Origin of the sequence: Agromyces sp. GXQ0307, from assembly GCF_044769845.1 — a bacterium.
Classification (GTDB): Bacteria; Actinomycetota; Actinomycetes; order Actinomycetales; family Microbacteriaceae; genus Agromyces.
Genome location: NZ_JBIZVY010000003.1, coordinates 857,889 through 884,181, shown reverse-complemented (window position 1 = coordinate 884,181; position 26,293 = coordinate 857,889). Strand labels below are relative to the sequence as shown.

Genomic DNA, 26,293 nt, shown 5'->3' with positions numbered 1-26,293 from the left:
CGGCCCGGCCGCCATGTCAGGGGGCGCGCGTAGACTGCTCCGGTGATCCTGCAGGGCTTGAACACGGCGCTTTCGCGCGCCTCCACGATCGACCGAGCCCTCGCGGAGGCCGAGCGGAACGCCGACTTCTCCGCCCCGGCCGGGCTCGATGCGCCGCTCCTCGCGGGCCTCCTCCGCCGCCGCATCGCGAACGGCCACCCGCCCGTGCTCTTCGTCATCGCCGCAACGAGCCGCGAGGGCGAATCGCTCCGCACCTCGCTCGCGCCGTACCTCGACGACGCCGAGATCCTCGAGTTCCCCGCGTGGGAGACCCTGCCGCACGAACGGCTGAGCCCGAGCGCCGAGACGGTCGGGCGACGCCTGCATGCGCTCCGGCGCATGCACACCTGGAGCGCCGAGGGCACGAGGCATCCGCTCGTCGTCGTCGCCTCCGTGCGTGCGGCGTTGCAGCCCGTCGCCGACAACCTCGCCGACGTCGAACCCATCGAGCTCGCTGCGGGCGGCCGCGGCAACGACCTCTCCGACCTCTCGCTGCGACTCGTCGACCTCGCCTACACGCGGGTCGACATGGTCTCGCGCCGGGGCGAGTTCGCGGTGCGCGGCGGCATCCTCGACGTCTTCCCGCCCACGGCCGACCACCCGGTACGCGTCGACTTCTTCGGCGACGAGGTCGAGGAACTCCGCGCGTTCTCGGTGGCCGATCAGCGATCGCTGCCCGACCGGGTCGAGCGCGTGCTCCTCGCGCCGAGCCGCGAGCTCCTGCTCACCGAGCCGGTGCGCCAGCGAGCCCGCGAGATGGTGCACGAGTTCCCCAACCTCTCCGGCATGCTCGAGCGCATCGCCGAGGGCATCCCCGTCGAGGGCATGGAATCGCTCGCGCCGGCACTGCTCGAGCGCCTCGTACCCGTGACCTCGTACCTGCCCCAGGGTGCAGCGGTCGCGGTGGTCGGGCCCGAGCGCGTCGCCGGGCGCGCGGTGAGCCTCGGCGAGACCAATCGCGAGTTCCTCGCCGCGGCGTGGGATGCGGCGACCGCCGGCGCGGCGGCGCCCATCGACCTCGCCGCGGGTGACTTCCTGACCCTCCGAGCGCTTCGCGAGTCGGTGCTGTTCAGCGCGCCCGGCGCGCCCGACCCCGAGCGCGTGTGGTGGACCTTCTCGAGCTTCGACCAGGGCGATGCGGCCGAGGCGGTCGGCGAGACCGCGGGCGGGGCGGATGCCGCGTACGTGCGCGTCGCGGCGACGACCGTGCCGAGCTTCCAGGGCAACGTCGAGGGCGCGGTCGCGCACGTCGGCGAGCGGCTGCGCGAGGGCTGGAGCCTCGTGGTCGCGGCGGCGGGCCACGGGCTCGTCGAGCGCGCCCGTGACGTGCTCGCCGAGCACGGGCTCGCCGGGCGCATCGTCGAGTCGGTGCCGGAGGAGCTCGAGCCGGGGGTCGCGTTCCTGGTGCAGGCGCAGGCCGCCGCCGGCTTCGAGGTGCCGGAGGCCAAGCTCGGGCTCATCGCCGAGGCCGAGTTCTACGGCCGTGCGGCCGGGTACGACACGCGCCAGGTGAAGAAGCTAGCGAGCCGTCGGCGCAACGTCGTCGACCCGCTCCAGCTCAAGGCCGGCGACCACGTCGTGCACTCCACGCACGGCATCGGGCGCTTCGTCGAACTCGTGCAGCGCGAGGTCGCCGCCGGCGCCCGACCGACCGGGCCGAGCCGCACCGCCGGCATCCAGCAGGCGCCGAAGACCGTGCGCGAGTACGTCGTGCTCGAGTACGCGCCATCCAAGCGCGGCCAGGCCGGCGACCGGCTCTACGTGCCGATGGACCAGCTCGACCTGCTCAGCCGGTACGTCGGCGGCGAGGCTCCCTCGCTCTCCAAGATGGGCGGGAGCGACTGGTCGCAGGCGAAGAGTCGCGCCCGCAAGGCCGTGCGCGACATCGCCGTCGAGCTCGTCAAGCTCTACTCGGCGCGGATGGCGGCGAAGGGGCACGCGTTCGGTCCGGACACGCCGTGGCAGCACGAGCTGGAGGAGGCCTTCCCGTACGCCGAGACGCCCGACCAGCTGCAGACCATCGACGAGGTCAAGGCCGACATGGAGCGGCCGATCCCGATGGACCGCCTGCTCGCGGGCGATGTCGGGTTCGGCAAGACCGAGGTCGCCGTACGCGCGGCGTTCAAGGCCATCCAGGACGGCAAGCAGGTCGCGATGCTCGTGCCGACGACGCTGCTCGTCCGTCAGCACCTCGAGACGTTCTCCGAGCGGTTCGCCGGGTTCCCCGTGCACGTTCGCGCGCTCAGCCGGTTCCAGACCGACAAGGAGGTGCGCGAGACCGTCGCGGGCCTCGCCGACGGGACCGTCGACATGGTCATCGGAACCCATCGGATCCTCACCGAGAAGGTCTCGTTCAAAGACCTGGGTCTCATGATCATCGACGAGGAGCAGCGGTTCGGCGTCGAGCACAAGGATCAGCTGAAGAAGCTGAAGACCAACGTCGACATCCTCGCGATGAGCGCGACGCCGATCCCGCGCACGCTCGAGATGGCCGTCACGGGCATCCGCGAGATGTCGACGCTCGCGACCCCGCCGGAGGACCGTCACCCGATCCTCACATTCGTCGGCCCGCACTCCGACCAGCAGGTGGCCGCCGCCATCCGCCGCGAGATGCTCCGCGAGGGCCAGGTGTTCTTCGTGCACAACCGGGTCTCGTCGATCAACCGGGTGGCGGCGCAGCTGGCCGAACTCGTGCCCGAGGCACGCATCGCGGTCGCGCACGGCCAGCTCAACGAGCACGTGCTCGAGCAGATCGTCGTCGACTTCTGGGAGCGCCGGTTCGACGTGCTGGTCTCGACGACGATCATCGAGACCGGGCTCGACATCTCGAACGCGAACACGATCATCGTCGACCGGGCCGACAAGTACGGCCTGAGCCAGCTGCACCAGCTGCGCGGCCGCGTCGGTCGCGGCCGGGAACGCGCCTACGCCTACTTCCTGTACGACCCGGCGAAGCCGCTGTCCGAGACCGCGCACGACCGTCTCTCCACCATCGCGGCGAACAACGAGCTCGGCAGCGGCATGCAGGTGGCGCTGAAAGACCTGGAGATCCGCGGCGCCGGCAACCTGCTCGGCGCCGAGCAGGCCGGGCACATCGCGGGTGTCGGCTTCGACCTGTACCTGCGGATGATCGGCGAGGCCGTGAACGCGTTCCGCGGCGACGTCGCCGAGGGGCAGACCGAGCTGCGGCTCGAGCTGCCCGTCGATGCGCACATCCCCGAGGACTACGTCGACAGCGAGCGACTTCGCCTCGAGGCGTATCAGAAGCTCTCGGCTGCGAGCGGGCCCGCCGCGAAGGACGGCCAGATCGACCTCGTCGTCGAGGAGCTCGTCGACCGGTACGGCGAGCTGCCCGAACCGGTCGAGCACCTCGTCGCGGTCTCGCGCCTGCGCCGGACCGCGCAGCTCGCCGGCCTCTCCGACGTCATCGCCACCGGCTCCAAGCTCCGCATCGCGCCCGCGAAGCTCCCGGACTCGCGTCGCGTGCGACTCGAGCGCATGTACCCGGGAGCCAAGCTGTTCCCGCAGAACGACGTGATCCTCGTGCCGTTCCCCACCCCGGGCGGCGAGGCGCCGGGCGATGCCGACCTCATCCAGTGGGTGTCGAACCTGATCGGCGTGATCTTCCCGGCGGAGTAGCCCGCCGCGCCCGCCGAGGGCGCCGCCGCCTCGGCCGGCTGAGACGGCGGGCCGGCGCCGAGCAGTCGACCGATTCGCCGGTGCGCGAGCGGGTCAGTGCGCGAGCGGCCCGCCGACCCCCTCGGCGGCGCCGCGGCGTCGATACGCCCGCGACTTCAGGCTGACGAAGACCGCCGAGATCGCGATCGCGATCCCGGACCCGATGAGCACGGCGACGACGCCCTGGTCGGCGACCTCGGGGTACTCGCGGAACGCGAGCTCGTTCATCAGCAGCGACACCGTGAAGCCGATTCCGCCGAGCGCGCCGACCATCGCGACGTCCGACCAGGTCAGGGGCTTGATGCCCGTCCGACGGTGCACGAACAGCGTCGCGATACCGCCGATGAGGGTGATCCCGACGATCTTGCCGACCGGCAGGCCGACGAGGATGCCCCAGAAGGCCGGGTCGAGCTCGCTCGGCCGCACCGCGGGGATCGCGACGAGCGCGGCCGAGAACGCGAACAGCGGCAGGATCACGGCGTTCGACACCGGCTCGAGCGCGTGCACCGCGCGGCCGGCGGGGCGACGCGACATGACGAGCCCGAGCATCACGCCCGCGATCGTCGCGTGCACGCCCGACAGGTAGACGAACGACCACGTCAGCACGGCGAGCGTCCAGAGCGCGACCATCACCGGCCACTGGGCGCGCCGCGCGAGGACGTACGGCGATCGCGGCGAGAGCAGCCGGCTCATCATGCCGAACAGCGTGACCGTGATGGCGGCGAACCCGAGGTAGGCGAGATCGGCGTCGCTCGTGAAGAAGAACGCGATGATGAGGATCGCGATGAGGTCGTCGAGCACGGCGAGCGCGAGCAGGAAGACGCGGACGCGTGTCGGGATGAACCGGCCGAACATCGCGAGCACGCCGAGTGCGAAGGCGATGTCGGTCGCGGTCGGGATCGGCCAGCCGTCGGCGGTCGGGCCCGCCCCGGCGAAGGCCAGGAACACGAGCGCGGGCGCCACGACCCCGCCGAGCGCGGCGATCGCCGGCAGTGCCGCCTTCGAGAAGCTGTTCAGTTCGCCGATGACGAGCTCGCGTCGGAGCTCCACGGCGACGATGAAGAAGAAGACGGCGAGCAGCCCGTCGCTCACCCAGTGCCCGAGCGACAGGTCGAGTCCCGTGAACGGGACCGCGAGGTGCGCGTGCTTGAACTCGACGAGGTCGTGCCCGATCGGCGAGTTCGCGATCACGAGGCCGAGGATGGCGGCGGCGAGGAGGAGCGACGCGGATACGCGCTCGGAGCGGAGGAAGTTCATGGCACCTCTGACGGGGTCGGGAACGGCGACGGGGCCGCGCGGAGACAGCGACGACGCGCGAGGCGTCGGCCGACCAGACTTCCCGGCACTCCTGCCGTCGAGTCTATCGGGCGCCGCGGTTAGGCTCGCAGCGACGGGTCCCGCCGGGGGCCGGAGAGGGCGATGGGTCATGGCGCGAACGGCGGGCGGGCACGGAGCGGGCGAGCGGGCGACGACGGATGCCGCGGCCGCGACCTCCGCCCCGGGTGACGGCCTGCTCGGACTCGTCGCCATGGTCGGCCGCCTGCGCGGCCCCGGCGGGTGCCCCTGGGACGCCGAGCAGACGCACGAGTCGCTCGTGCAGTACCTCGTCGAGGAGTGCTGGGAGCTCATCGACGCGATCGAGTCGGGCAGCCGCGAGGAGATGATCGAGGAGCTCGGCGACGTGCTCTACCAGGTGCTCTTCCACGCCGACCTCGCCGCGCACACCCCGGGCGAGGGCTACGACATCGACGACGTGGCCCGCCACATGACGGCCAAGATGGTGGCGCGCCATCCGCACGTCTTCGGCGACCGCGAGGCCGAGACCGCGGCCGACGTCGTCGCCTTCTGGGACGACCTCAAGGCCAGCGAGAAGCCGCACCGCACGAGCGTGCTCGACGGCGTGCCGCAGGGCATGCCCGCGCTCGCGCTCGCACAGAAGCTGCTCGGCAAGGCCGAGAAGGTCGGCGTGACGAGGTCGGCGACGGATGCCGCATCCGCGCCGGCCACGGAGGCCGAGCTCGGCGACACGCTCCTGGCGCTCGTCGTCTCGGCCCGAGCGCAGGGGTTCGACGCCGAGCGCGCGCTGCGCGGCGCCATCCGCTCGATGCAGGAGGACGTTCGGGCGGCGGAGGCCTGACCGGCCTCGGGCCGCGTTCCGACGCGGCATCCGCTGCTGGAAGAATGGGGCGCATGGCCCAGACCGTGACGCCCCCGCGCGGCATGCGCGACTTCCTGCCCGCCGAGAAGGCCCGACGCGAGCACGCGCTCTCGGTGATCCGCGGGGTGTACGCGACGCACGGCTTCGACGAGATCGAGACGCCCGTCATGGAGGACTCGTCGCGACTGCACGCGGGGCTCGGCGGCGACAACGAGAAGCTCGCGTTCGCGGTCATGAAGCGCGGCCTCACGACCGACGACCTCGCCGCGGCCGCCGAATCGGGCGACGCGCTCTCACTCGCCGACCTCGGCCTGCGCTACGACCTCACCGTGCCGCTCGCCCGCTTCTACGCCACGCACCGGGCCGCCCTGCCGCCCGTGTTCCGCGCCATCCAGATCGCGCCGGTCTGGCGGGCCGAGCGCCCGCAGAAGGGCCGCTACCGGCAGTTCGTGCAGTGCGACATCGACATCATCGGCGAGGCCGGCCCGCTCGCCGAGCTCGAGCTGCTGACCGCCACGGTCGCGGCGCTCGACGCGCTCGGGCTCGAGGGGTGCCGCATCCGCCTGAACGACCGTCGCATCCTCGCGGGCATCCTGGGCTCGTGGGGTGTCCCCGACGAGCTGCGCGAGCGCGCGCTCATCACGATCGACAAGCTCGACAAGATCGGGCCCGACGGCGTCGCGGCCGAGCTCGCGACGCTCGGCGTCGAGCGGCCGGGCATCGCCGACGAGCTGCGGCAGCTCGCGGGCGCCGGGTGGCACCTCGCCGACGGCGTGGTGCCGCCGCCCGCCTGGCTCGACCTCGACGCGTTCCACGACCTCGTCGCGCTGCGCGACGCCGTGCCGGGCACCCCCGTCGACTTCGACCCGACGCTCGTTCGCGGCATGGGGTACTACACGGGCACGATCTTCGAGATCGCGCACCCCGACCACGGGTACTCGCTCGGCGGCGGCGGACGCTACGACCACATGATCGGCCGCTTCCTCGGCCATGAGGTCCCCGCGTGCGGGTTCTCGATCGGCTTCGAGCGCATCGTCGACCTGCTCGCCGTGCGCGACGAGGGGCGCGCTCGTTCAGTGGTGCTCGTGCACGACCGCGACGTCGCGCCCGGCGAGCTGCTGACGCTCAAGCACGAGCTCGTGGCATCCGGCATGCGCGTGCGCTTCGAGCGGCGCGTGAAGAACCTGCGCGCCCTCCTCGACCGCGTGACCGCCGACGGCTTCGATGCGTGGGCGCCCGTCGACGCCGAGACGACGGATGCCGCGTCGCTCGTGTTCCGAGACCTCGGCGAGTAGCGCTGCGCCCTCGTCGGCGGGTTCGTGGCATGCTCGTCGCATGACCTCGGACGCGACGGACCTTCGCCGCGCGCGCGGTGACGCCGCCCCGCTGGTCACCGTCGTGGTTCCGCTGCACGACCGCGCCCGGTACATCGCGGAGACGCTGCGCAGCGTGCTCGCGCAGGACCACGTCGACCTCGAGGTCATCGTGGTGGACGACGCGTCGGCCGACGACGGCCCGGACATCGTTCGGGGGTTCCTCGACGATCCGCGGGTGACGCTGGTCCTCCGTTCGCACGGGGGCGTCGGCGCGGCCCGCAACGCCGGGGCGGCGCTCGCCGCGGACACGACCGGGTTCCTCATGTTCATGGACGATGACGACGTCTGCGAGCCGGAGCTCGTCTCCTCGCTCATCGAGGCGCTCGAGGCGCATCCCGAGGCGTCGGGGGCGTTCGCGCGTGGGGAGTTCATCGACTCCGACGGCGGACCGGTGCACGACGGCGCGTTCCGCCATCAGATGATCGCGAGGGAGGAACTGGGGCTTGCGGACGGGGCGGTCTCCGGTCCGTACCGTGGGATCGACCAGGTGTTCCTCGCGACGCCGGTGGTGCCGATGGGTGCGCTGCTCGTGCGGCGGGCCGCGTTCGAGACGGCGGGCGGCTACGACCCGTCCTTCGTCGTCGGACAGGACTGGGACTTCACCATCCGCCTCGCACGCCGTGCGCCGCTCGTCGTCGTCGATCGCGTGCTGCTCCGATACCGCCGACACGACGCCAACGCCTCGGCGAACCGACGGCGCGACGTCCGAACCGCCCGACGGGTCTGGGCGACCGCGTTCTTCTCGCCGGAGAACACCCCGACCGATGCGAGGCTGCTCGAACGGGTCTGGCGATCGCATCAGCGGCGTACGGCCGCCCGCAAGACCGCGCAGGGACGGGCACTGCTCCGGAGCGGCCACCCGGTCCAGGGGATCCGCCGGATCGCCGACGGCCTCGCCCATCGAGCGCTGCGCCGCCCGCTCCGCGTCTGGCGGCGACCCGTGCCGGGCTCGCTCGTCGACGCACGACCGCGGACCATCGCGATCGAACGCGGCCTCGTCGACGCCGATCGCGGGGCCGGCGAGCACCGCGACGACATACGCGAGCGGCCCTCGGAACCGGGGTCCTAGACTGTCCTGCGGGCAACGACGGAGTCGTCCACGCACATCCCCATCACAGAGGAGTTCACTGTGGCATTCATCGAAGCTGTCGGCGCACGGGAGATCCTGGATTCGCGCGGCAACCCCACGGTCGAGGTCGAGGTCCTCCTCGACGACGGGACCGTCTCGCGGGCCGCGGTGCCCTCGGGGGCGTCGACGGGCGCGTTCGAGGCGTACGAGCTGCGCGACGGCGAGGCCGACCGCTACCTCGGCAAGGGCGTGCAGAAGGCCGTCGACGCCGTGCTCGACGAGCTCGGCCCGGCCATCGAAGACCTCGATGCCGCCGACCAGCGCGTCGTCGATGCCGCCCTCATCGAGGCCGACGGCACCGACAACAAGAGCCGCCTCGGCGCGAACGCGATCCTCGGCGTGAGCCTCGCCGTCGCCAAGGCCGCGGCCGACTCGGCCGACCTGCCGCTCTTCCGCTACCTCGGCGGCCCGAACGCCCACGTGCTGCCCGTGCCGATGATGAACATCATCAACGGCGGCGCGCACGCCGACACGGGCGTCGACATCCAGGAGTTCATGGTCCTCCCGGTCGGCGCACCGACGTACTCCGAGGGCCTCCGCTGGGGTGTCGAGACCTACCACGCGCTGAAGAGCCTGCTGAAGTCGAAGGGCCTCTCGACGGGCCTCGGCGACGAGGGCGGCTTCGCGCCCGACCTCGAGAACAACCGCGCGGCGCTCGACCTGATCGCCGAAGCGATCGGGAAGGCCGGTTTCACCCTCGGCACCGACATCGCGCTCGGCCTCGACGTCGCGTCGACCGAGTTCTTCGAGAACGGCGTGTACCGCTTCGAGGGCCAGGACCGCACCGCGGCGGAGATGAGCGCGTACTACGCCGAGCTCGCTGCCGCGTACCCGCTCGTGTCGATCGAGGACCCGCTGGCCGAGGACGACTGGGAGGGCTGGGCGACGCTCACCTCCGAGCTCGGTTCGAAGCTGCAGCTCGTCGGCGACGACCTGTTCGTCACGAACCCGTCCCGACTCGCCGACGGCATCGCCAGGCACGCGGGCAACTCGATCCTCGTGAAGGTCAACCAGATCGGCACGCTGACCGAGACGCTCGACGCCGTGAAGCTCGCGCAGCGCGCCGGCTACACCGCCGTGCTGTCGCACCGTTCCGGCGAGACCGAGGACACGACGATCGCCGACCTCGCCGTCGCGACCGACTGCGGTCAGATCAAGACGGGCGCGCCCGCGAGGTCCGAGCGAGTGGCCAAGTACAATCAGCTTCTGAGGATCGAAGAAGAGCTCGGCGAGGCCGCGGAGTACGCGGGCCGCTCGGCATTCCCGCGCTTCACGGCGTGACGCGTACCTGAGACGCACGACGGGGGTGGCCGGTGGCCGCCCCCGTCGGTCGTTTCCAGGAGGTGAGGAGGACGATGAACGCTGCACGTCGTCCCTCGCGTCCGCCGCGGCAGTCGATCCGCCAGCTCGCGGAGACGTGGCTCGCCGGCATCCGCTTCTCGGGGTTCTCGATCATCATGATGGGCGTCCTCGTGCTGGCGGTGGTGGTGCTCGCGCCGAGCATCGCGGCGTATGCCGCGCAGCGGCAGCAGATCGCCGAGTTGAAGGCCGACGTCGCCCGGCAGGAGGCCGAGGTCGCGCGCCTCACCGACGAACGCGAGCGGTGGAACGACGAGACCTTCATCGTGACCCAGGCCCGCGAACGGTTGTACTACGTGCTTCCGGGCGAGGTCAGCTACCTCGTCATCGACGATCGCGATCCGGCCGCCGCGGTCTCCGCCGATCGCGCGGTGTCGGCAGAGGTGACCGAGGCGCGGGGCGACTGGATGCAGACGATGCTGCGTTCGGTGATGAGCGCCGGGCTCGCCCCGAGTGCGACGGATGGCGCGGACACGCCGCCCGCCGCGGCCGGCACCGAACGCGACCCGACCGCCCAGCCCGCCGACGAGGGGAACCGATGACCCGCCCGCCGTTCGAACCCGTCACCGACCGCGACCTCCGCATCGTGTCGGCGCAGCTCGGCCGACCCGCGCGCGACGTCGTCGGCATCGCGGCTCGCTGCGCCTGCGGTGCGCCCACGGTCGTCTCGACGCGGCCGCGACTTTCGGACGGCACGCCCTTCCCCACGTTCTACTACCTGACCCACCCGGTGGCCACGGCCGCGATGTCGTTCCTCGAGGCGGCGCAGCTCATGGTCGAGTTCACCGAGCTGCTCGCGGCCGACGACGACGTGCGCGACGCCTACCGAGCGGCGCACGAGCAGTACCTCGCGGACCGCGAGATGTTCGGCGTCGTCGACGAGATCGCAGGCGTCTCGGCGGGCGGCATGCCGACCCGCGTCAAGTGCCTGCACGCGCTCGCCGGGCACGCGCTCGCCGCGGGTCCCGGGGTGAACCCGATCGGCGACCTCGCGCTCGAGCGGTCGAGCTGGTCGCCCGACGTGTGCCGGTGTCCCGATTACGGCCTCGACGAGGTCGACGAGGGGGCGTCCGCGTGAGTCCGACGCGCAGCCGTCGCGCTCGGCGAGCCGCCGAGCCGTCGCCGAACAATGCCCGCCGACGTTCGTTCTGGCGGGCGGGCGTCGGCGCGCTCGTCGCGGGGGTGCTCTCGCTCTCGGGGGCCGCCCCTGCGCAGGCCGACACCGTGCGCGACCTGGAGTACTGGCTCACCGACTACGGCTTCACGCAGGCGTGGACCACGTCGCGCGGCGACGGAGTGACCGTCGCGATCATCGACACCGGCGTGAACGGCGACGTCGCCGAGCTGCAGGGCGTGGTGATCGGGGGCACGGATGTCTCGGGCATCGGCTCGCCCGACGGGCAGACCCCCGTCGGCGAAGAAGAGGAGCACGGCACGATGGTCGCCTCGCTCCTCGCCGGTCGCGGCACCGGCGAGGGCAACGGCGTGATCGGCGTCGCGCCCGATGCCGACCTGCTGACGGCGTCCGTCGCGTTCGGGCTCGAGACCGGTGCGGAGAAGACCAACGACGAGCAGATCGCCGAGGCCGTGGTGTGGGCGGTCGACAACGGAGCCGACGTCATCAACATGTCGCTGACGCGGAACACGCCGGACTGGCCGGAGAGCTGGGACGACGCGTTCCTCTACGCGTTCGAGAACGACGTGGTGGTGGTCGCCGCGGCGGGCAACCGGGGCTCCGGAACCACCCAGGTCGGCGCGCCCGCGACGATCCCCGGCGTGCTCGCCGTCGCCGGCGTCGATCGCGACCAGAACGCGAGCTTCGATGCGAGCTCGCAGGGCATCACGATCGCGGTCGCCGCGCCGAGCGAAGACCTCGTCGGCGTGCTCCCCGACGGCAGCCATGTCGTGTGGTCGGGGACGAGCGCCGCGGCACCGCTCGTGTCGGGCCTCGTCGCGCTCGTACGCGCCGAGTACCCCGAACTGGATGCCGCGAACGTCATCAACCGCGTCATCCGCACCGCCGACCCCAAGGGCGAGGAGGTGCCCGGTCCGCTCTACGGCTACGGGATCATCGATCCGGTCGCCGCGCTGACGGCCGAGGTCGAGGCGGTGGAGCAGAACCCGCTCGGGAGCCTCGAGGAGTGGATCCGCGTCCACCGCCGTGCCGACGTGCCCGAGCAGGAGGGCTCGGAGAGCACCGACGACCAGGAGATCGTGCCGATCGCCGATCCGCCGCCCCCGCGCGCCGACAGCGCCAAGACGCTCCTGCCGACCCCGTGGACGTTGTCCTATATCACGGTGCCGCTCTCGCTGGTCGCCGGGTTTGGTACGCTAGCAGCGCTGTTGGGCATCGGCGCCACTCGGCACATCAGGCGTTCCACGCGATCCGACGCGTAGGCACGCAGGCATCACAGATCCAAGGAGTCCATTCACCGTGCCCAAGATTCTGATCGTCGGTGGCGGCTATGCGGGGTTCTACACGGCGTGGAAGCTCGAGAAGTGGCTGCGGCCCGGCGAAGCCGAGGTGACGGTCGTCGACCCGCTGCCGTACATGACCTACCAGCCGTTCCTTCCCGAGGTTGCCGCCGGATCGATCGAGGCTCGGCACTCGGTGGTCGCGCTGCGTCGTCACCTGAAGAAGACGAACGTCGTCACGGCGAAGGTGACCGGCATCGACCACGCGTCGAAGACCGCGACGATCACGCCCGAGGTGGGCGAGCCGTGGCAGTTCGACTACGACGTGGTCGTGGTCACCGGCGGTGCCGTCTCGCGCACGTTCCCGATCCCGGGCGTCGCCGACCAGGCCTTCGGCCTCAAGACGGTCGAAGAGGCCGTGGCGATCCGCGACCGGCTCCTCACGAACTTCGACAAGGCCGCGAACCTGCCGGCCGGCCCCGAGCGCGACCGCCTGCTGACGGTGGTCGTCGTGGGCGGCGGCTTCGCCGGCATCGAGGTGTTCGCCGAGCTCCGCTCGTTCGCGAGTGCGCTGCTCGAGTTCTACCCGCAGCTCTCGTTCGACGACACCCACTTCCACCTCATCGAGGCGATGGGCCGCATCATGCCCGAGGTGTCGCTTCCGACGAGCCACTGGGTCATCAAGCACCTGGCCCAGCGCGGCGCCGAGATCCACCTCGACACCCAGCTCACGAGCGCGGTCGACGGCCGGATCGAGCTCTCGACGGGCGAGACCTTCGAGACCGACCTCATCGTGTGGACCGCCGGCGTCATGGCGAACCCGGCCATCGTGCGCACGAGCGACCTTCCCGTCGAGGAGCGCGGCCGCATCAAGACGCGCCCCGACCTCCGCGTCGGCGACGAGGACGACATCGTTCCCGACGCCTGGGCGGCCGGCGACATCGCCGCCGTGCCCGACCTCTCGGGCGGCGGCGTCGGCGGCTACTGCGTGCCCAACGCCCAGCACGCGGTGCGTCAGGGCAAGCTCATGGCGAAGAACATCGTCGCCGTGCTGCGCGGCGAGGAGCCGAAGGACTACTTCCACAAGAACCTCGGCGCGGTCGCCGGCCTCGGCATCGGTTCCGGTGCGTTCCAGTCGGGCAAGATCGCGATCACGGGCCTCCTCGCGTGGTTCGCGCACCGCGGCTACCATGGCCTCGCGATGCCCACGTGGGAGCGCAAGCTCCGTGTGTTCTGGGGCTGGTGGAACAACTTCTGGCTCGGCCGCGACATCGTCTCGCTGAGCGCCGTGCAGCACCCGCGCGCCGAGTTCGAGCGCTTCGCCGCCCGTCCGAAGCCGGCCGGCGAGGTCGCCGCACCCGCCGCCCCGGCGAAGCCGGAGGCCAAGAAGCCGGTGGCGAAGGCTGCGAAGCCGGCCGAGAAGGCCGTCGCCGCGAAGTAGGGGCCTATGCTGTGACGCGGTGCCGGCCTTCGGGCCGGCGCCGCGCTCCCGTAGCCCAATCGGCAGAGGCAGGCGACTTAAACTCGCCTCAGTCTGGGTTCGAATCCCAGCGGGAGCACCGAATCGCTCACGCGGCCGACGATCTCGATGGTCGATCGTCCGCCGCAGTTCGCCCGCCGTCGTTCAGGAGAGCCGGTCGATGCGCCGGAGGATCAGGCCCTCGCGGAGGGCCCAGGGCGAGACCTCGAGCGTCTTCGCCTTGAACGCGCGCATCGTCTCGGAGAGCACCACCGCTCCGGCGACGATCTGGAAGGTCCGGTCGGCGGTGATGCCGGGGAGGTTCGGCCTGGCGTCGGCCGGGATCTTCGCGAGCCGCGGGATCCAGTCGTCGAGGCGCGAGAGCTTGAGGATGCTGCGCTCCTCCGAGCCGACGCCTTCCTCGGTGCTCCCGGCGAGCCGGGCGAGCGAGCGGATGGTCTTCGACGACCCGACGACGTGGTCGACCTCGGGGATGCCGCCGATCTGCTCGACCGTCGAACGGAGCACCGATCGCGCGTGGGCGCGGAGCGCGTCGACCTGCTCGTCGGTCGGCGGGTCGGTGGAGAGGTACTCGATCGTGGAACGGCCGGCGCCGAGGGGGACGGACCGGGCGTGGTCGGGGACCTCGTCGCCGCCGTGCGCGATCTCGAGCGACCCGCCGCCGATGTCGAAGAGCAGGATCCGGCCGGCCGACCAGCCGTACCAGCGGCGGACGGCGAGGAACGTGATGCGCGCCTCGTCGGCCCCGCTCAGGACGTCGAGGTGGATGCCGGCGGCCTCCTCGATCAGGGCGAGCACCTCGGCCCCGTTCGTCGCCTCGCGGATCGCGGAGGTGGCGAACGCGAGCAGCTCGTCGATGCCCGACTCCTTCGCGACGGCGGATGCCTCGCGGACGGCGTCGAGGATCGCGTCGACGCCCTCCTGGCTGATCGACCCGTCGTCGTCGAGGTAGCGCATGAGTCGCAGCACCGCCTTGTGCGAGGCGGCCGGGATCGGTCGCGCGCCGGGGTGGGCGTCGACCACCAGCAGGTGGACGGTGTTGGATCCGACGTCGAGAACCCCGAGGCGCATGAGCCGAGCGTAGCGGGAGGCTGGTGCGATGCGCGCGGTGCGTGCATACTGGGTCGAACTGGGACGATCGTCCCAGTTTCAGGTCTCGCCCGAGGGCGTCGAGCGCGAATCCGGGAGGTGCGACGTGTCCCGCATGTCCGCCGCGGAGCGCCGTCCGGCGCTCATCGAAGCGGGCCTGCGCGTCATCGCGCGCGAGGGCATCGCCGGTGCGTCGACGCGGGCCATCGTCGCCGAGGCGGGGATGTCGCTGGCGAGCTTCCACTACGCCTTCGACTCGCGCGACGCGTTCCTCGACGAGCTCATCGCCACCGTCGTCGCCCGCGAGACCCAGGCCGTGCTGCCCCTGCCCGATGTCGACGGCGACTTCCGCGAGGTCATCGAGGCGGCCTTCCGGCGCTACCTCGAGCACCTCCGGGCCGATCCGGCGCACGAGCAGGCCATGCTCGAACTCACGCAGCATGCGCTGCGCGCGCCGGAGCGCCATCCGCTCGCCCTCGCCCAGTACCGTCGGTACGCCGACCTCGCCGAGCGTGCGCTCACGCTCGCCGCCGATCGCGCCGGGGTGGCCTGGCGGGCGCCCGTGTCGGAGGTGGCCGGCGTGCTCATCGCGTTCTCCGACGGCATCACCCTGAACTGGCTCGTCCACCGCGACGACGACGCTGCGCTGGCGGCCGCCCGCGCCGCCGCCGACGCCCTCTCGAGAATGGCGGAACCCCGGTGACCCGAACCCACGACGCCTCGCCGACGCCGCCGTCCTCGGCATCGACCGCGTCCCCCGCCGACGGCGCGTTCGAGGAACCCACCCGCCGGGTTAGCCGCGGCTGGATGGCGGCATTCGCCGCGGCCTGGCTCGGCATCTGGATGGCGCAGCTCACTCCCGTGCAGCTGCTGCTGCCCGCCCAGATCGACGCCGAACTCCACCCCGACGACTGGATCGAGAGCGTCGTCGCGTTCGGCGCGGTCTCCGGGATCGCCGCCGTGTTCGTCGTGATCGCGTACCCGCTGACGGGCGCGCTCTCGGACCGCACCACCTCGCGGTTCGGTCGTCGCCGGCCGTGGATCGCGGGCGGCGCCGCCGTGTTCGCGGCGTCCCTCCTCCTCCTCGGCCTCCAGCACGAGATCTGGGCGATCGGGCTCGCGTGGGTCGGCGCGACGATCGGCTTCTGCGTGATGACCGCGGCCCTGACCGCGACGATCTCCGACCAGGTTCCGGTCGGCCAGCGCGGTGTGGTCTCGGGCTGGATGTCGGCGCCGCAGGCCGTCGGCATCATCCTCGGCCTCGTGCTCGTGACCATGGTGTTCACGGGCCAGCTGGCGGGCTACGCCGTCATCGCGGCGGCGCTCCTCGCGCTGGCGGTGCCGTTCCTGCTGCGGCCGGACGCGCCACTCGCCCCCGCCGAGCGCGCACGCGTGACGGCGCGCGGCATCGTCGCGAGCCTCTGGATCAGCCCGCGTGCGCACCCCGACTTCGGCTGGACGCTCCTCAGTCGCGTACTCGTCTCGATCGGCAACGCGCTCGGCACGAGCCTGCTGCTGTACTTCCTGATGTTCGGCCTCGGCGACCCGAATGCCGAGGACGACCTGCTCGTCCTCACGCTCATCTACATGGTCTTCGTGATCATCGCCTCGCTGGCCTTCGGCCGGCTCTCCGACGCACTGGGCCGACGACGGATCTTCGTGCTGCTCGCGTCGGCGCTGCAGGGGGTCGCCGCGCTGCTGCTGGCGGTCATGCCGTCCGTCGCCGTCGCGATGGCGGCGGCAGCGCTCCTCGGCCTCGCGTACGGGTGCTTCCTCTCGGTCGACCAGGCGCTCGCGACGCAGGTGCTGCCCGATCCCGCCTCGCGCGGCAAGGACCTCGGCATCATGAACATCGCGACCGCCGTGCCCCAGTCGATCGGTCCGCTGCTCGGCGCGCTCGCCGTCGCGGCGACGGGTTCGTTCACCCTCGTCTTCGCGCTCGGCGCGGCGTTCGCGTTCGCCGGTGCGGTTGCGGTCTCGCGCGTGCGGAGCGTCCGATGACCGACGTGCTCGACCTCCGGGCGGGGACGTCCGCGCAACCGTGGCTCGAGCCATCCGCCCACTGGCCGACGCTCACCCGGGCGACCCGGCACCTCGACGCGCCGGTCGGCGCGCTGCACGTCGGCGCCCTCCGCTGGAACGCGCACGAGATGCTCCGCCGCGCCGCGGGAACGCCGATCCGCGTCGCCACGAAGTCGATCCGCGTCCGCGCGGTCGTCGAGGCCCTCCTCGACCTCCCCGGCTACCGGGGCGTGCTCGCGTACACGCTCGCCGAGGCGATCTGGCTGGCCGAGCGGATGCCGCGGCTCGACGACCTCGTCGTCGGCTACCCGACTGCGGAGGCCGCGGGCATCCGCCGGCTCGCGACCGACCCGGACCTGGCGCGGCGCATCACGCTCATGGTCGACTCGCCCGCGCAACTCGACCTCGTCGACGCCGTCCTTCCGCCGTCGCAGCGCGAACCGATCCGGGTGTGCCTCGAACTCGACGCCTCGTGGCACGCACCCGTGCTCGGCCACCTCGGCGTCCGGCGATCGCCCGTGCACGAACCCGACGACGCGGGGGCGTTCGCCGCCTACCTCGCCGGGCGCCCCGGCTTCCGCCTCGTCGGAGTGATGGCGTACGAGGCGCAGGTCGCCGGCGTCGCGAACGCGCCCCGCGGGCGTCCGGTCGACGGCGCGGTGAACCGATGGATGCAGTCCCGATCGATGCCCGAACTCGTCGAACGGCGCGCCCGCGCGGTGGCCGCGGTGCGCCGTCACGCCGACCTCGAGTTCGTCAACGGCGGCGGCACCGGTTCGCTCGAGGCGACCGCGGCCGACCCGTCGGTCACCGAGCTCGGCGCGGGCTCCGGCATCCTCGCCGGTCACCTGTTCGACGGGTACGCGCACTTCACGCCCGCACCGGCGGCGGCGTTCGCGCTCGACGTGGTGCGTTCGCCGAGCCCCCGGCACGCGACGATGCTGGGCGGCGGGTGGATCGCCTCGGGCCCGCCCGGCATCGACCGACTGCCGCGGATCGTCTGGCCCGAGGGGCTGCGGATGCTGCCGCGGGAGGGCGCCGGAGAGGTGCAGACGCCCGTGACCGGTCGCGGTGCCCCGCGGTTGCGGCCCGGTGACCGGATCTGGATGCGGCACACGAAGTCGGGCGAACTCGCCGAGCACCTCGCCGAGTTCGCGCTCGTCGACGGCGATGAGGTCGTCGGCACCGTGCCGACGTACCGTGGAGAGGGGAAGGCGTACCTGTGACGGCGAGTGGAGCGGTCTGGCGGAACTGGGGGCGCACCGCGGCGGTGCGTCCGAATCGGATCGAGCGTCCGGCGGACGAGGGCGCCGTGGTGCGCGCGGTCCTCGCCGCCGAGGGCCGGCGCATCAAGCCCGTCGGCTCGGGTCACAGCTTCACCGCGATCGCGGCGGCGCCCGACATCCAGCTCGACCTCGCCGACCTCTCGGGGGTGCGCGCAGCGGATGCCGCGACCGGGCGGGTCTCGCTCGGCGCCGGAACCCCCCTGCATCGACTCCCTCACCTCCTCGCGCCCCATGGGCTCGCGATGCCGAACATGGGCGACATCGACCGCCAGACGATCTCGGGGGCGATCTCGACGGGCACGCACGGCACCGGGATCGGATTCGGCGGCCTCGCGACGCAGGTCGTCGGCGCGCGGCTCGTCACCGGCACGGGCGAACTCATCACGGTGAGCGCAACCGAGCACTCCGAACTGCTGCCCGCCGTGCGGGTCGGGCTCGGCGCGCTCGGCGTCATCACCGAACTCACGCTCCAGCTCGTGCCGCGCTTCGTGCTGCACGCCGTCGAACGGACCGAACCGCTCGACCTGGTGCTCGACGAGTGGATGCCACGGGTCCGCGAGCACGACCACTTCGAGTTCTACTGGTTCCCGCACACGACGACGGCGCTGACGAAGACGAACACGCGGCTGCCCGGCGACGCGCACCGCACGCCGCTCGGTCGCGCCGAGCGCTGGCTCTCGGACGAGGTGCTCGCCAACGGCGTCTACCGCGCCATGTGCGCCCTGGGCCGGATCGCGCCCCCGGTCACGCCGCCGCTCGCGCGCCTCGTCGATCGCTTCACGGGCAACCGCGACTTCAGCGACGTCTCGCCGAACGTGTTCACGACGAACCGGTCGGTCCGGTTCCGCGAGATGGAGTACGCGATCCCGCTCGAGGCGATCCCGGAGGCGTTCCGTGCCATCCGCTCGCTCATCGAGGCGCGCGGATGGCGCATCAGCTTCCCGATCGAGGTGCGCGCCGCGGCATCCGACGAGAACTGGCTCTCGACCGCCTACGGGCGCCAGACGGGGTACATCGCCGTGCACCGCTACTTCCGGGAGGACCCGACCGAGTACTTCGCGGGCGTCGAGGACATCTTGCGTGCGTTCGGCGGACGGCCGCACTGGGGCAAGATGCACACCCAGACCTCCGAGACGCTCCGCGAGGTCTACCCGAGGTTCGACGACTTCCTCGCGGCGCGGGATCGGCTCGACCCCGAGCGGCGGTTCGCGAACCCGTACCTGGAACGAGTGCTCGACGGTGCCACCGGAACGAGCGGTCGATCGGCCGTCAGGGCGTACGACGGCGCAGCGTGATCGAGCCGAGCACGATCGCCCCGACGATCCAGGCCCCGATCACGAGCACCTTGCCCCAGATCCAGGCGGCGTCCTCGGACCCGTCGGCGACGGCCGTGAGCGCATCGATCGCGAAGCTCAGCGGCAATGCGTCGCCGATCGCCTGGAGCACCTCGGGCAGCTGATCGCGGGGCAGGAAGATCCCGCCGAGCAGGATCTGCGGGAACACGAGGACGGGCATGAACTGCACGACCTGGAACTCCGTGCGCGCGAACGCGCTCGCCAGGAGTCCGAGCGCCGTGCCGAGCAGCGCGTCCGCGACCGCGACCGCGAACAGGAGCCAGATCGATCCCTCGATCTCGAGGCCGCACACCCAGACGGCCCACGACACGGCGATCGCCGTCTGGAAGATCGCGAGCAGTCCGAACGCGAGCGCGTATCCGAGGATGAAGTCGCCCTTGCCGAGCGGCATCGAGAAGAGGCGCTCGAGCGTTCCCGACCGACGCTCCCGGAGGGTGGCGATGCTCGTCACGAGGAACATGACGATGAACGGGAACAGCGCGATCATCGCCGGGCCGATGTCGGCGAACACGTCGGTGTCGGTGAAGATCCACGCGACGAGGCCGATGAGCAGGCTCGGCACGACGAGCAGCAGCCCGATCGTGCGAGGGTCGTGGCGGATCTGGCTCAGCACGCGACCGGCCGTCGCGAGGGTGCGCATCGGGGTCATCGCGGCGCCTCCTCGTCGGTCATCGGCGTCGTCGCCCGCTCGATGAGCGTGAGGAAGGCGGTCTCCATGTCGTCGGTGCCGGTCGCCGCGAGCACGTTCGCCACGGTGGCGTCGGCGAGGAGCTCGCCGTTGCGCATCAGCAGCAGCTGGTCGCAGCGCTTCGCCTCGTCCATGACGTGGCTCGAGACGATGAGGGTCGCGCCCTCGTCGGCGAGCTGGTGGAACAGCTCCCACAGCTCCACGCGGAGCACCGGATCGAGCCCGACCGTGGGCTCGTCGAGCACGAGGAGCTCGGCGTCGCCGAGCAGCGCGGTCGCGAGCGAGACCCGGCTCCGCTGGCCGCCCGAGAGCGAACCGGCGAGCCGGCGCTCGACGTCGCCCAGGTGCGTCCTGGCGATCGCCTCGTCGACCTTCGACGCCGGCACGCCGAGCACGCGCGCGAAGTACGCGAGGTTCTGGCGCACGGTCAGGTCGTCGTAGACGCTCGGCTGCTGCGTGACGTAGGCGACGCGGCTGCGCAGTTCGCGGGAACCGGCGGCGAGCCCGAGCACCTCGACCGTGCCGGACTGCACGACCTGCACACCCACGATCGAGCGCATGAGCGTCGTCTTGCCGCTTCCGCTCGGACCGAGGAGCCCGACGATGCGGCCGCGCCGCACGGTGAGGGAGAGCCCGTACAGGACCCGTGTCTTCGCGCGCCGGACGTGCAGGTCGCGGACGACGACGACCGGGTCGGCGGCGGCGGCCCCGTCCGCTCCGCCGGGCGTCGGCACCGGAACCGATTCGGTCGGGGCGCGATGCCGCGCGTGCGGGCGGGAGGACTCGGCCACGGGGCCGAGCCTACGCCCGGAGGGGCACCTCCGCTCGCTTCGAGTCTCATGGGAGTTCCCCGCACGTCCGCGGCGCGATCGTTAGGATTGAGAGTCCGCAGATTTCGTCGCCGAAGCCTCAGGAGTCCCCGCCATGGAATGGCTGATCCCGCTCATCATCGTCGTCGTGCTCGTCCTGGTGATCGGCATCTACCTGTGGGCGACCTACAACTCGCTCGTCACGCTCAACGTGCGTGTCGACGAGGCGTGGAGCGACATCACGGTGCAGTTGAAGCGCCGTGCCGACCTCATCCCGAACCTCATCGAGGCCGTCAAGGGCTACGCCGCGCACGAGAAGGCCGTCTTCGAGAACGTGACGAAGGCGCGCGCCGAGACGCTCTCGGCGAGCGGGCCGGCCGAGGCGTCCGCCGCTGAGAACCACATGCAGCAGGCCCTGAAGTCGATCTTCGCGGTCGCCGAGGCCTACCCACAGCTCCAGGCGAGCCAGAACTTCCTGCAGCTGCAGTCTGAGCTGGTCGACACCGAAGACAAGATCCAGGCATCGCGCCGCTTCTACAACGGCGGCGTGCGGGAGCTCAACACGAAGATCAAGGTCTTCCCGAACACGCTGTTCGTGCGCGGCCTCGGCTTCCACGAGCGCGACTTCTTCGAGGTGACGGAGGCGGCGGCGATCGCCGAACCTCCGCGCGTGCAGTTCTAACCGCCGATGTACCGAGCGATCGCCCGGAACAAGCGCAACTCCGTCTTCACGATCCTGCTCTTCCTCGCCATCGTCGGCGGGCTCGGCTACCTCGCCGCCGTGATCTACCAGGACCTCACGATCGTGGTCATCACGCTCGTGATCGCGACGGCGTACGCGCTGTTCCAGTACTTCACCGCCGACCGCCAGGCGTTGGCGATGTCCGGAGCCGTCGAGATCCACAGCGTGTCGGAGCATCCTCGGCTCTGGCGCACGGTCGAGAACCTCTCGATCACGACGGGCACGCCGATGCCGCGGGTCTTCGTCATCTCCGATCCCGCGCCGAACGCGTTCGCGACGGGCCGCGACCCCGAGCACGCGGTCGTCGCGGCGACCACCGGTCTGCTCGAGATCATGGACGACTCCGAGCTCGAGGGCGTGATGGCGCACGAGCTCGGTCACGTTCGCAACTACGACATCCGGTTGTCGATGATCGTGTTCGGCCTCGTCGTCGCGGTCGGCTTCATCTCCGACATGTTCGTGCGCATGGCCTTCTTCGGCCGGAACAGCAACGGCAACCCCGTGGTCATGATCTTCGGTCTCGTGGCCATGCTGATCGCTCCGCTCGTCGCGAGCCTGGTGCAGCTGGCCATCTCACGGCAGCGCGAATACCTGGCGGATGCCACGGGCGCGATGACCACGCGCCACCCCGACGCGCTCGCCCGCGCGCTGTTGAAGCTCGAGCAGTACGGTCGCCCGATGCGACGGCAGAACTCGTCGATGGCGCACCTCTGGATCGCCGACCCGTTGAAGCCGGGCGTCATCGACCGACTGTTCGCGACGCACCCTCCGATCCCCGAGCGGGTCCAACGGCTCCACGAGATGGGCCGAAGCTTCTAGATCGCCGCAGCCGTGGACGATGAGCCCCCGAGCGCGGTGCGGATGGCGGGGGACAGGTCGCCGCGCCCCGTCACCGCGACCTCGTCGAGCCCCTGCCACGCCGCCGCCTCGCGGAGCACCGGCACGAGCCGCTCAGCCAGGTCGGCCGGCGCGGAGGGTTCCGCCCAGGCCGACTGCACCCGGAGCACGCCGGCCCGTCGGTCGCTCTTCAGGTCGACACGGCCGACCACCCGGTCGTCGACGAGCACCGGGAGCGAGTAGTAGCCGAACTTCCGCTGGGGTTCGGGGGTGTAGATCTCGATGCGGTAGTGGAAGTCGAAGAGGCGCTCGGTTCGCGGCCGGAACCACACGACGGGGTCGAACGGCGAGAGGAGCGCGACGCCCTCGATGCGGCGCGGCCTGCGGGCGTCGCGATGCACCCACGCCGGCGCCGGCCGACCGCCACTGCCCCAACCCCCCACCTCGACGGGCACGAGCACGCCCGCATCGACGAGGTCGGCGATCGCCGGACGCACCTCGGCCTGGCGCATGCGCCAGTAGTCGGCCAGGTCGGCGGAGGTCGCGATGCCGAGCGCCGCCGAGGCCCGCTCGACGAGCACGCGGATCGAGTCGGGCGCGGACGGTCCGTGCTCGAGCAGGTGCGTCTCGAGCGCCTGCTCGGGGAGCGCGTAGACGCGCTCGAACCGCCGGCGCTCGACGCAGACGACCTCGCCCGTTCGGAACATCCACTCGAGCGTGCGCTTCGCGTCGGACCAGCCCCACCAGGGACCGCGCCGCTCGTTCGCATCGTGCTCGATGGCGCTCGCCGGCATGGGCCCGTTCTCGGCGAGCTCGGAACGCAGCCATGCGGCGAGCTCGCGGTTCTCGCTTAGCCATCCGCCCCATTCGGAGGTGCCCTCGCGGCGGTACTCGGCGCGACGGAACTCGAAGAGCGGCCACAGGTCGCGCGGGATGAACGCCGCCTGGTGCGCCCAGTACTCGACGAGGCGGCCGCGGCGCCCCCAGGCCATGCGATCGAGCAGTGCGCGGTCGTACCGCCCGAGGCGGCTGAACGCGGGCAGGTAGTGGCTGCGTTCGAAGACGTTCACCGAGTCGATCTGGAGCAGGCCGAGTCGGTCGACCACACCCGCGATCTGCCGCGTGCCCGGCGTCGCCGGAAGGGTGCGCCCGAAGCCCTGGGCGGCGAGGGCGATGCGGCGCGCGAGTGCGGGTGAGACGAGGTCGACCATGGTGCCTCGACCCTAGCCGCGACCGCCGACACATGGCCGTCCGAGCATGGGTCCGCGCCTAGACTGTGACGGTGACCGAGGCGAAGGGGACCTCGCGTGCGCGGCGGATGCGCGTGCGCCGATCCGCCACGTCCGAGCGGGCGGCCGGCCAGGGTCCGCGCGATGCCGAGCCCGTGCGCGACGCCGCGGCATCCGTTCCCTACCCGATGCGAGTCGCGGCGGCATGGTCGTGGCGGCTGCTGCTCGTCGGCGGCGTGCTCGCCGTCGTCATCTTCCTGATCATCCAGCTCCGGCTCGTGATCGTTCCCGTGCTCGTCGCGCTGCTCATCTCGGCCCTGCTCGTGCCGTTCTCCGAGTTCCTCCAGCGGCACCGTTGGCCGAAGGGGCTCGCGGTCGCCGCTGCGATGGTCGCGACGCTCGCCTTCGTCGGCGGACTGCTGACGCTCGGGATCTCGCAGATCGTGCGCGGCTCCGCCGACCTCGCCGAGCAGAGCATCGTCGCGTGGGAGGACTTCCGCTCCTGGCTGCTCGAGGGACCGCTGCACGTGACCCCCGACCAGATCGACCAGTTCGTGCAGCAGGCGGTCGAGGCCGCCCAGTCGCAGAGCGGTGTGCTCGTCTCGGGGGCGCTGTCGGTCAGCTCGTCGATCGGGCACTTCCTCGCGGGGCTGCTGCTCGCCCTCTTCGCGACGCTCTTCATCCTCATCGACGGCCGAGGCATCTGGGACTGGATCGTCGGGATCTTCCCCCGCCGCGCGCGCGCCGCGATCGACGGTGCCGGACGGTCCGGCTGGGCGACGCTCGAGAACTTCGTCCGGGTCCAGATCTTCGTCGCGGGCATCGACGCCGTCGGCATCGGCCTCGGGGCGCTCCTGCTCGGCGTGCCCCTCGCGATCCCGATCGCCGTGCTCGTCTTCCTCGGCTCGTTCATCCCGATCGTCGGCGCGGTCGTCACCGGCGCCCTCGCCGTGTTCGTGGCGCTCGTCTACAACGGCTGGGGCATCGCACTGGCGATGCTCGGCGTCGTCCTGCTCGTGCAGCAGGTCGAAGGACACGTGCTGCAGCCCCTGATCATGGGCACGGCCGTCAAGGTGCACCCGCTCGGCGTCGTCGTCGCGGTCGCCACGGGGTCGCTGCTCGCCGGCATCCCCGGGGCGCTGTTCGCGGTACCCGTCGCGGCGGTCGCCAACGTCATGATCATGTACATCTCGGGCGGCGCCTGGAAGCAGGCCGAGCCGCCCCCGCCCGCCGAGATCCGATCTCCGTTGTGGCGCACGGTACCCCAGCGACCCGGATACGGACGGTGACATGAACCACGCCCTCGAGACCGCCTCCGCCGCGCCGCACGACGCGACCGCGCCCGGGATCCCCGGCCCCGCCCTCGCGGACTTCGAGCACGCCCAGCGCACGGTCGCGGCCATCGCGCGCCGGACCCCGATGGAGACCTCGCGTCACCTCGGCGCGATCGCGGGAGTGCCCGTGCACCTGAAGTGCGAGAACCTCCAGCGCACGGGCTCGTACAAGCTCCGCGGTGCCTTCAACCGCCTCTCCGCGCTGACGGCCGAGGAACGGGCGAGGGGCGTCGTCGCCGCATCGGCGGGCAATCACGCGCAGGGCGTCGCCTACGCCGCGCGCGAGCTCGGCATCCGCGCGACCATCTTCATGCCGGTCGGCGTCGCGCTGCCCAAGCTCGAGGCGACGCGCGCCTACGGCGCCGACGTCGTGCTCCGCGGCGACTCGATCGGCGAGACGCTGGAGGCCGCCGCGCGCTTCGCCGCGGAGACCGGCGCGACCGTCATTCCGCCGTACGACCACGAGGACGTCATCGCCGGGCAGGGCACGCTCGGCCTCGAGATCCTCGAGCAGGCACCGGATGCCACGACCATCGTCGTGCCGATCGGCGGCGGCGGGCTCGCCGCCGGCATCGCGAGCGCCGCGAAGCAGAAGGCCGCCGCGCTCGGCCGCAGCATCCGCGTGATCGGCGTGCAGGCCGAGAACGCCTCGCCGTACGTGCCCTCGCTCGCCGCCGGCGAGCCGACCACGGTGCCCGTGGTGCCCACCATCGCCGACGGCATCGCCGTCTACCGTCCGGGCGAGCTGAACTTCGAGATCATCCGCGATGCGATCGACGAGGTCGTCACGGTCACCGAGGACGACATCGCCCGTGCCCTGCTGGTCCTCCTCGAGCGTGCGAAGCTCGTCGTCGAGCCGGCCGGAGCGGTCGGCGTCGCCGCCCTGATGACCGGCAGGGTGCACTCCGACGGGCCGCTCGTGGTCGTGCTCTCGGGCGGGAACATCGACCCGCTGCTCATGCAGCGCGTCATCGCGCACGGGCTCGCGGCATCCGACCGCTACCTGACGCTGCGCATCGGGCTGCCCGACCGTCCCGGCCAGCTCGCACGCATCTCGGAGCTCCTGGCCGCGGCGAACGCGAACGTCGTCGAGGTGCTGCACACGCGCCACGGCGCGGGCATGCAGATCTCGGAGGTCGCGCTCCAGCTCTCGGTGGAGACGCGCGGTCCCGCGCACCGCGAGGAGGTCGTGGCGACCCTTCGCCGGGCCGGCTACGAGCCGGAGATCATCGCCGAGTGAGGTCGGAGCGACCCCGGAGACACCGAAC

22 protein-coding genes and 1 tRNA gene are annotated in these 26,293 nt (G+C 71.8%); 18 read left to right on the top strand and 5 right to left on the bottom strand.

What is annotated here, in order from left to right:
• Positions 1 to 42: 42 nt before the first annotated feature.
• On the top strand, positions 43 to 3,678 hold the full coding sequence (gene mfd, locus ACIQH8_RS14140; RefSeq protein WP_400999673.1) for a transcription-repair coupling factor: 3,636 nt from the start codon (positions 43 to 45) through the stop codon (positions 3,676 to 3,678).
• A 93-nt stretch (positions 3,679 to 3,771) separates the two neighbouring features.
• Here mfd and nhaA read toward each other — a convergent pair whose 3' ends face one another.
• Positions 3,772 to 4,974, bottom strand: a complete 1,203-nt coding sequence (gene nhaA / locus ACIQH8_RS14135) for a Na+/H+ antiporter NhaA (RefSeq protein ID WP_400999671.1) — start codon at positions 4,972 to 4,974, stop codon at positions 3,772 to 3,774.
• 169 nt (positions 4,975 to 5,143) lie between these two features.
• Here nhaA and ACIQH8_RS14130 point away from each other — a divergent pair, with 169 nt between their 5' ends.
• The 9 genes from ACIQH8_RS14130 to ACIQH8_RS14090 all read left to right on the top strand — a co-directional run bounded on the left by ACIQH8_RS14130 (position 5,144) and on the right by ACIQH8_RS14090 (position 13,713).
• Positions 5,144 to 5,854: a MazG family protein gene (locus ACIQH8_RS14130; protein ID WP_400999669.1), complete on the top strand. Its 711-nt coding sequence runs from the start codon at positions 5,144 to 5,146 to the stop codon at positions 5,852 to 5,854.
• 53 nt (positions 5,855 to 5,907) lie between these two features.
• Entirely contained in the window at positions 5,908 to 7,170 is a 1,263-nt protein-coding gene (hisS, locus tag ACIQH8_RS14125; protein WP_400999667.1) for a histidine--tRNA ligase, read from the top strand.
• Between the two features lie 40 nt (positions 7,171 to 7,210).
• Positions 7,211 to 8,320: a glycosyltransferase family 2 protein gene (locus tag ACIQH8_RS14120; RefSeq protein ID WP_400999665.1), complete on the top strand. Its 1,110-nt coding sequence runs from the start codon at positions 7,211 to 7,213 to the stop codon at positions 8,318 to 8,320.
• A gap of 60 nt (positions 8,321 to 8,380) precedes the next feature.
• Positions 8,381 to 9,661 (top strand): phosphopyruvate hydratase, encoded by a 1,281-nt coding sequence (gene eno, locus ACIQH8_RS14115; RefSeq protein ID WP_400999663.1) that lies wholly within the window; start codon positions 8,381 to 8,383, stop codon positions 9,659 to 9,661.
• A 74-nt stretch (positions 9,662 to 9,735) separates the two neighbouring features.
• Positions 9,736 to 10,281, top strand: a complete 546-nt coding sequence (locus ACIQH8_RS14110; protein ID WP_400999661.1) for a septum formation initiator family protein — start codon at positions 9,736 to 9,738, stop codon at positions 10,279 to 10,281.
• Complete coding sequence (locus ACIQH8_RS14105) at positions 10,278 to 10,817, top strand: DUF501 domain-containing protein (protein ID WP_400999659.1); 540 nt, start codon at positions 10,278 to 10,280, stop codon at positions 10,815 to 10,817. The genes ACIQH8_RS14110 and ACIQH8_RS14105 overlap by 4 nt, the downstream gene beginning before the upstream one ends.
• A complete protein-coding gene (locus tag ACIQH8_RS14100) occupies positions 10,814 to 12,136 on the top strand; it encodes a S8 family serine peptidase (protein WP_400999657.1) in 1,323 nt (440 codons plus the stop codon). Before ACIQH8_RS14105 ends, ACIQH8_RS14100 begins: the two co-directional genes overlap by 4 nt.
• 37 nt (positions 12,137 to 12,173) lie before the next feature.
• Positions 12,174 to 13,595, top strand: a complete 1,422-nt coding sequence (locus ACIQH8_RS14095; RefSeq protein ID WP_400999655.1) for an NAD(P)/FAD-dependent oxidoreductase — start codon at positions 12,174 to 12,176, stop codon at positions 13,593 to 13,595.
• Positions 13,596 to 13,639: 44 nt separating this feature from the next.
• A tRNA-Leu gene (locus ACIQH8_RS14090) sits at positions 13,640 to 13,713 on the top strand.
• A 65-nt stretch (positions 13,714 to 13,778) separates the two neighbouring features.
• On the opposite strand, the gene ACIQH8_RS14085 is transcribed toward ACIQH8_RS14090, so the two are convergent.
• Positions 13,779 to 14,705 (bottom strand): Ppx/GppA phosphatase family protein, encoded by a 927-nt coding sequence (locus ACIQH8_RS14085; RefSeq protein ID WP_400999653.1) that lies wholly within the window; start codon positions 14,703 to 14,705, stop codon positions 13,779 to 13,781.
• 133 nt (positions 14,706 to 14,838) lie between these two features.
• On the opposite strand from ACIQH8_RS14085, the gene ACIQH8_RS14080 reads away from it, so the two are divergent.
• Genes ACIQH8_RS14080 through ACIQH8_RS14065 form a run of 4 tightly spaced genes read left to right on the top strand, consistent with a single transcriptional unit; the run spans position 14,839 to position 19,326 of the window.
• Entirely contained in the window at positions 14,839 to 15,426 is a 588-nt protein-coding gene (locus tag ACIQH8_RS14080) for a TetR/AcrR family transcriptional regulator (RefSeq protein ID WP_400999853.1), read from the top strand.
• Positions 15,423 to 16,724, top strand: coding sequence for an MFS transporter (locus tag ACIQH8_RS14075; RefSeq protein WP_400999651.1), 1,302 nt, complete (start codon positions 15,423 to 15,425; stop codon positions 16,722 to 16,724). Before ACIQH8_RS14080 ends, ACIQH8_RS14075 begins: the two co-directional genes overlap by 4 nt.
• Positions 16,721 to 17,971: an alanine racemase gene (locus tag ACIQH8_RS14070; RefSeq protein ID WP_400999649.1), complete on the top strand. Its 1,251-nt coding sequence runs from the start codon at positions 16,721 to 16,723 to the stop codon at positions 17,969 to 17,971. Before ACIQH8_RS14075 ends, ACIQH8_RS14070 begins: the two co-directional genes overlap by 4 nt.
• On the top strand, positions 17,968 to 19,326 hold the full coding sequence (locus ACIQH8_RS14065; protein WP_400999647.1) for a D-arabinono-1,4-lactone oxidase: 1,359 nt from the start codon (positions 17,968 to 17,970) through the stop codon (positions 19,324 to 19,326). The genes ACIQH8_RS14070 and ACIQH8_RS14065 overlap by 4 nt, the downstream gene beginning before the upstream one ends.
• Here the strand turns inward: ACIQH8_RS14065 and ACIQH8_RS14060 are convergent.
• Together ACIQH8_RS14060 and ACIQH8_RS14055 are read right to left on the bottom strand one after the other, a co-directional pair.
• Positions 19,301 to 20,035, bottom strand: coding sequence for an ABC transporter permease (locus ACIQH8_RS14060; protein ID WP_400999645.1), 735 nt, complete (start codon positions 20,033 to 20,035; stop codon positions 19,301 to 19,303). The two genes, ACIQH8_RS14065 and ACIQH8_RS14060, sit on opposite strands and share 26 nt — an antisense overlap.
• On the bottom strand, positions 20,032 to 20,865 hold the full coding sequence (locus ACIQH8_RS14055) for an ABC transporter ATP-binding protein (protein ID WP_400999643.1): 834 nt from the start codon (positions 20,863 to 20,865) through the stop codon (positions 20,032 to 20,034). Before ACIQH8_RS14055 ends, ACIQH8_RS14060 begins: the two co-directional genes overlap by 4 nt.
• Before the next feature lie 133 nt (positions 20,866 to 20,998).
• Between ACIQH8_RS14055 and ACIQH8_RS14050 the strand changes: the two genes are divergently transcribed.
• Together ACIQH8_RS14050 and ACIQH8_RS14045 are read left to right on the top strand one after the other, a co-directional pair.
• Positions 20,999 to 21,565: a LemA family protein gene (locus ACIQH8_RS14050; RefSeq protein WP_400999641.1), complete on the top strand. Its 567-nt coding sequence runs from the start codon at positions 20,999 to 21,001 to the stop codon at positions 21,563 to 21,565.
• Between the two features lie 6 nt (positions 21,566 to 21,571).
• Positions 21,572 to 22,444, top strand: a complete 873-nt coding sequence (locus ACIQH8_RS14045) for a M48 family metalloprotease (RefSeq protein ID WP_400999639.1) — start codon at positions 21,572 to 21,574, stop codon at positions 22,442 to 22,444.
• Here the strand turns inward: ACIQH8_RS14045 and ACIQH8_RS14040 are convergent.
• Complete coding sequence (locus tag ACIQH8_RS14040; RefSeq protein WP_400999637.1) at positions 22,441 to 23,673, bottom strand: winged helix-turn-helix domain-containing protein; 1,233 nt, start codon at positions 23,671 to 23,673, stop codon at positions 22,441 to 22,443. The two genes, ACIQH8_RS14045 and ACIQH8_RS14040, sit on opposite strands and share 4 nt — an antisense overlap.
• A gap of 71 nt (positions 23,674 to 23,744) precedes the next feature.
• Between ACIQH8_RS14040 and ACIQH8_RS14035 the strand changes: the two genes are divergently transcribed.
• A complete protein-coding gene (locus ACIQH8_RS14035; RefSeq protein WP_400999635.1) occupies positions 23,745 to 24,980 on the top strand; it encodes an AI-2E family transporter in 1,236 nt (411 codons plus the stop codon).
• Position 24,981: 1 nt separating this feature from the next.
• Positions 24,982 to 26,265 (top strand): threonine ammonia-lyase, encoded by a 1,284-nt coding sequence (ilvA, locus tag ACIQH8_RS14030; RefSeq protein WP_400999633.1) that lies wholly within the window; start codon positions 24,982 to 24,984, stop codon positions 26,263 to 26,265.
• Positions 26,266 to 26,293: the final 28 nt, after the last annotated feature.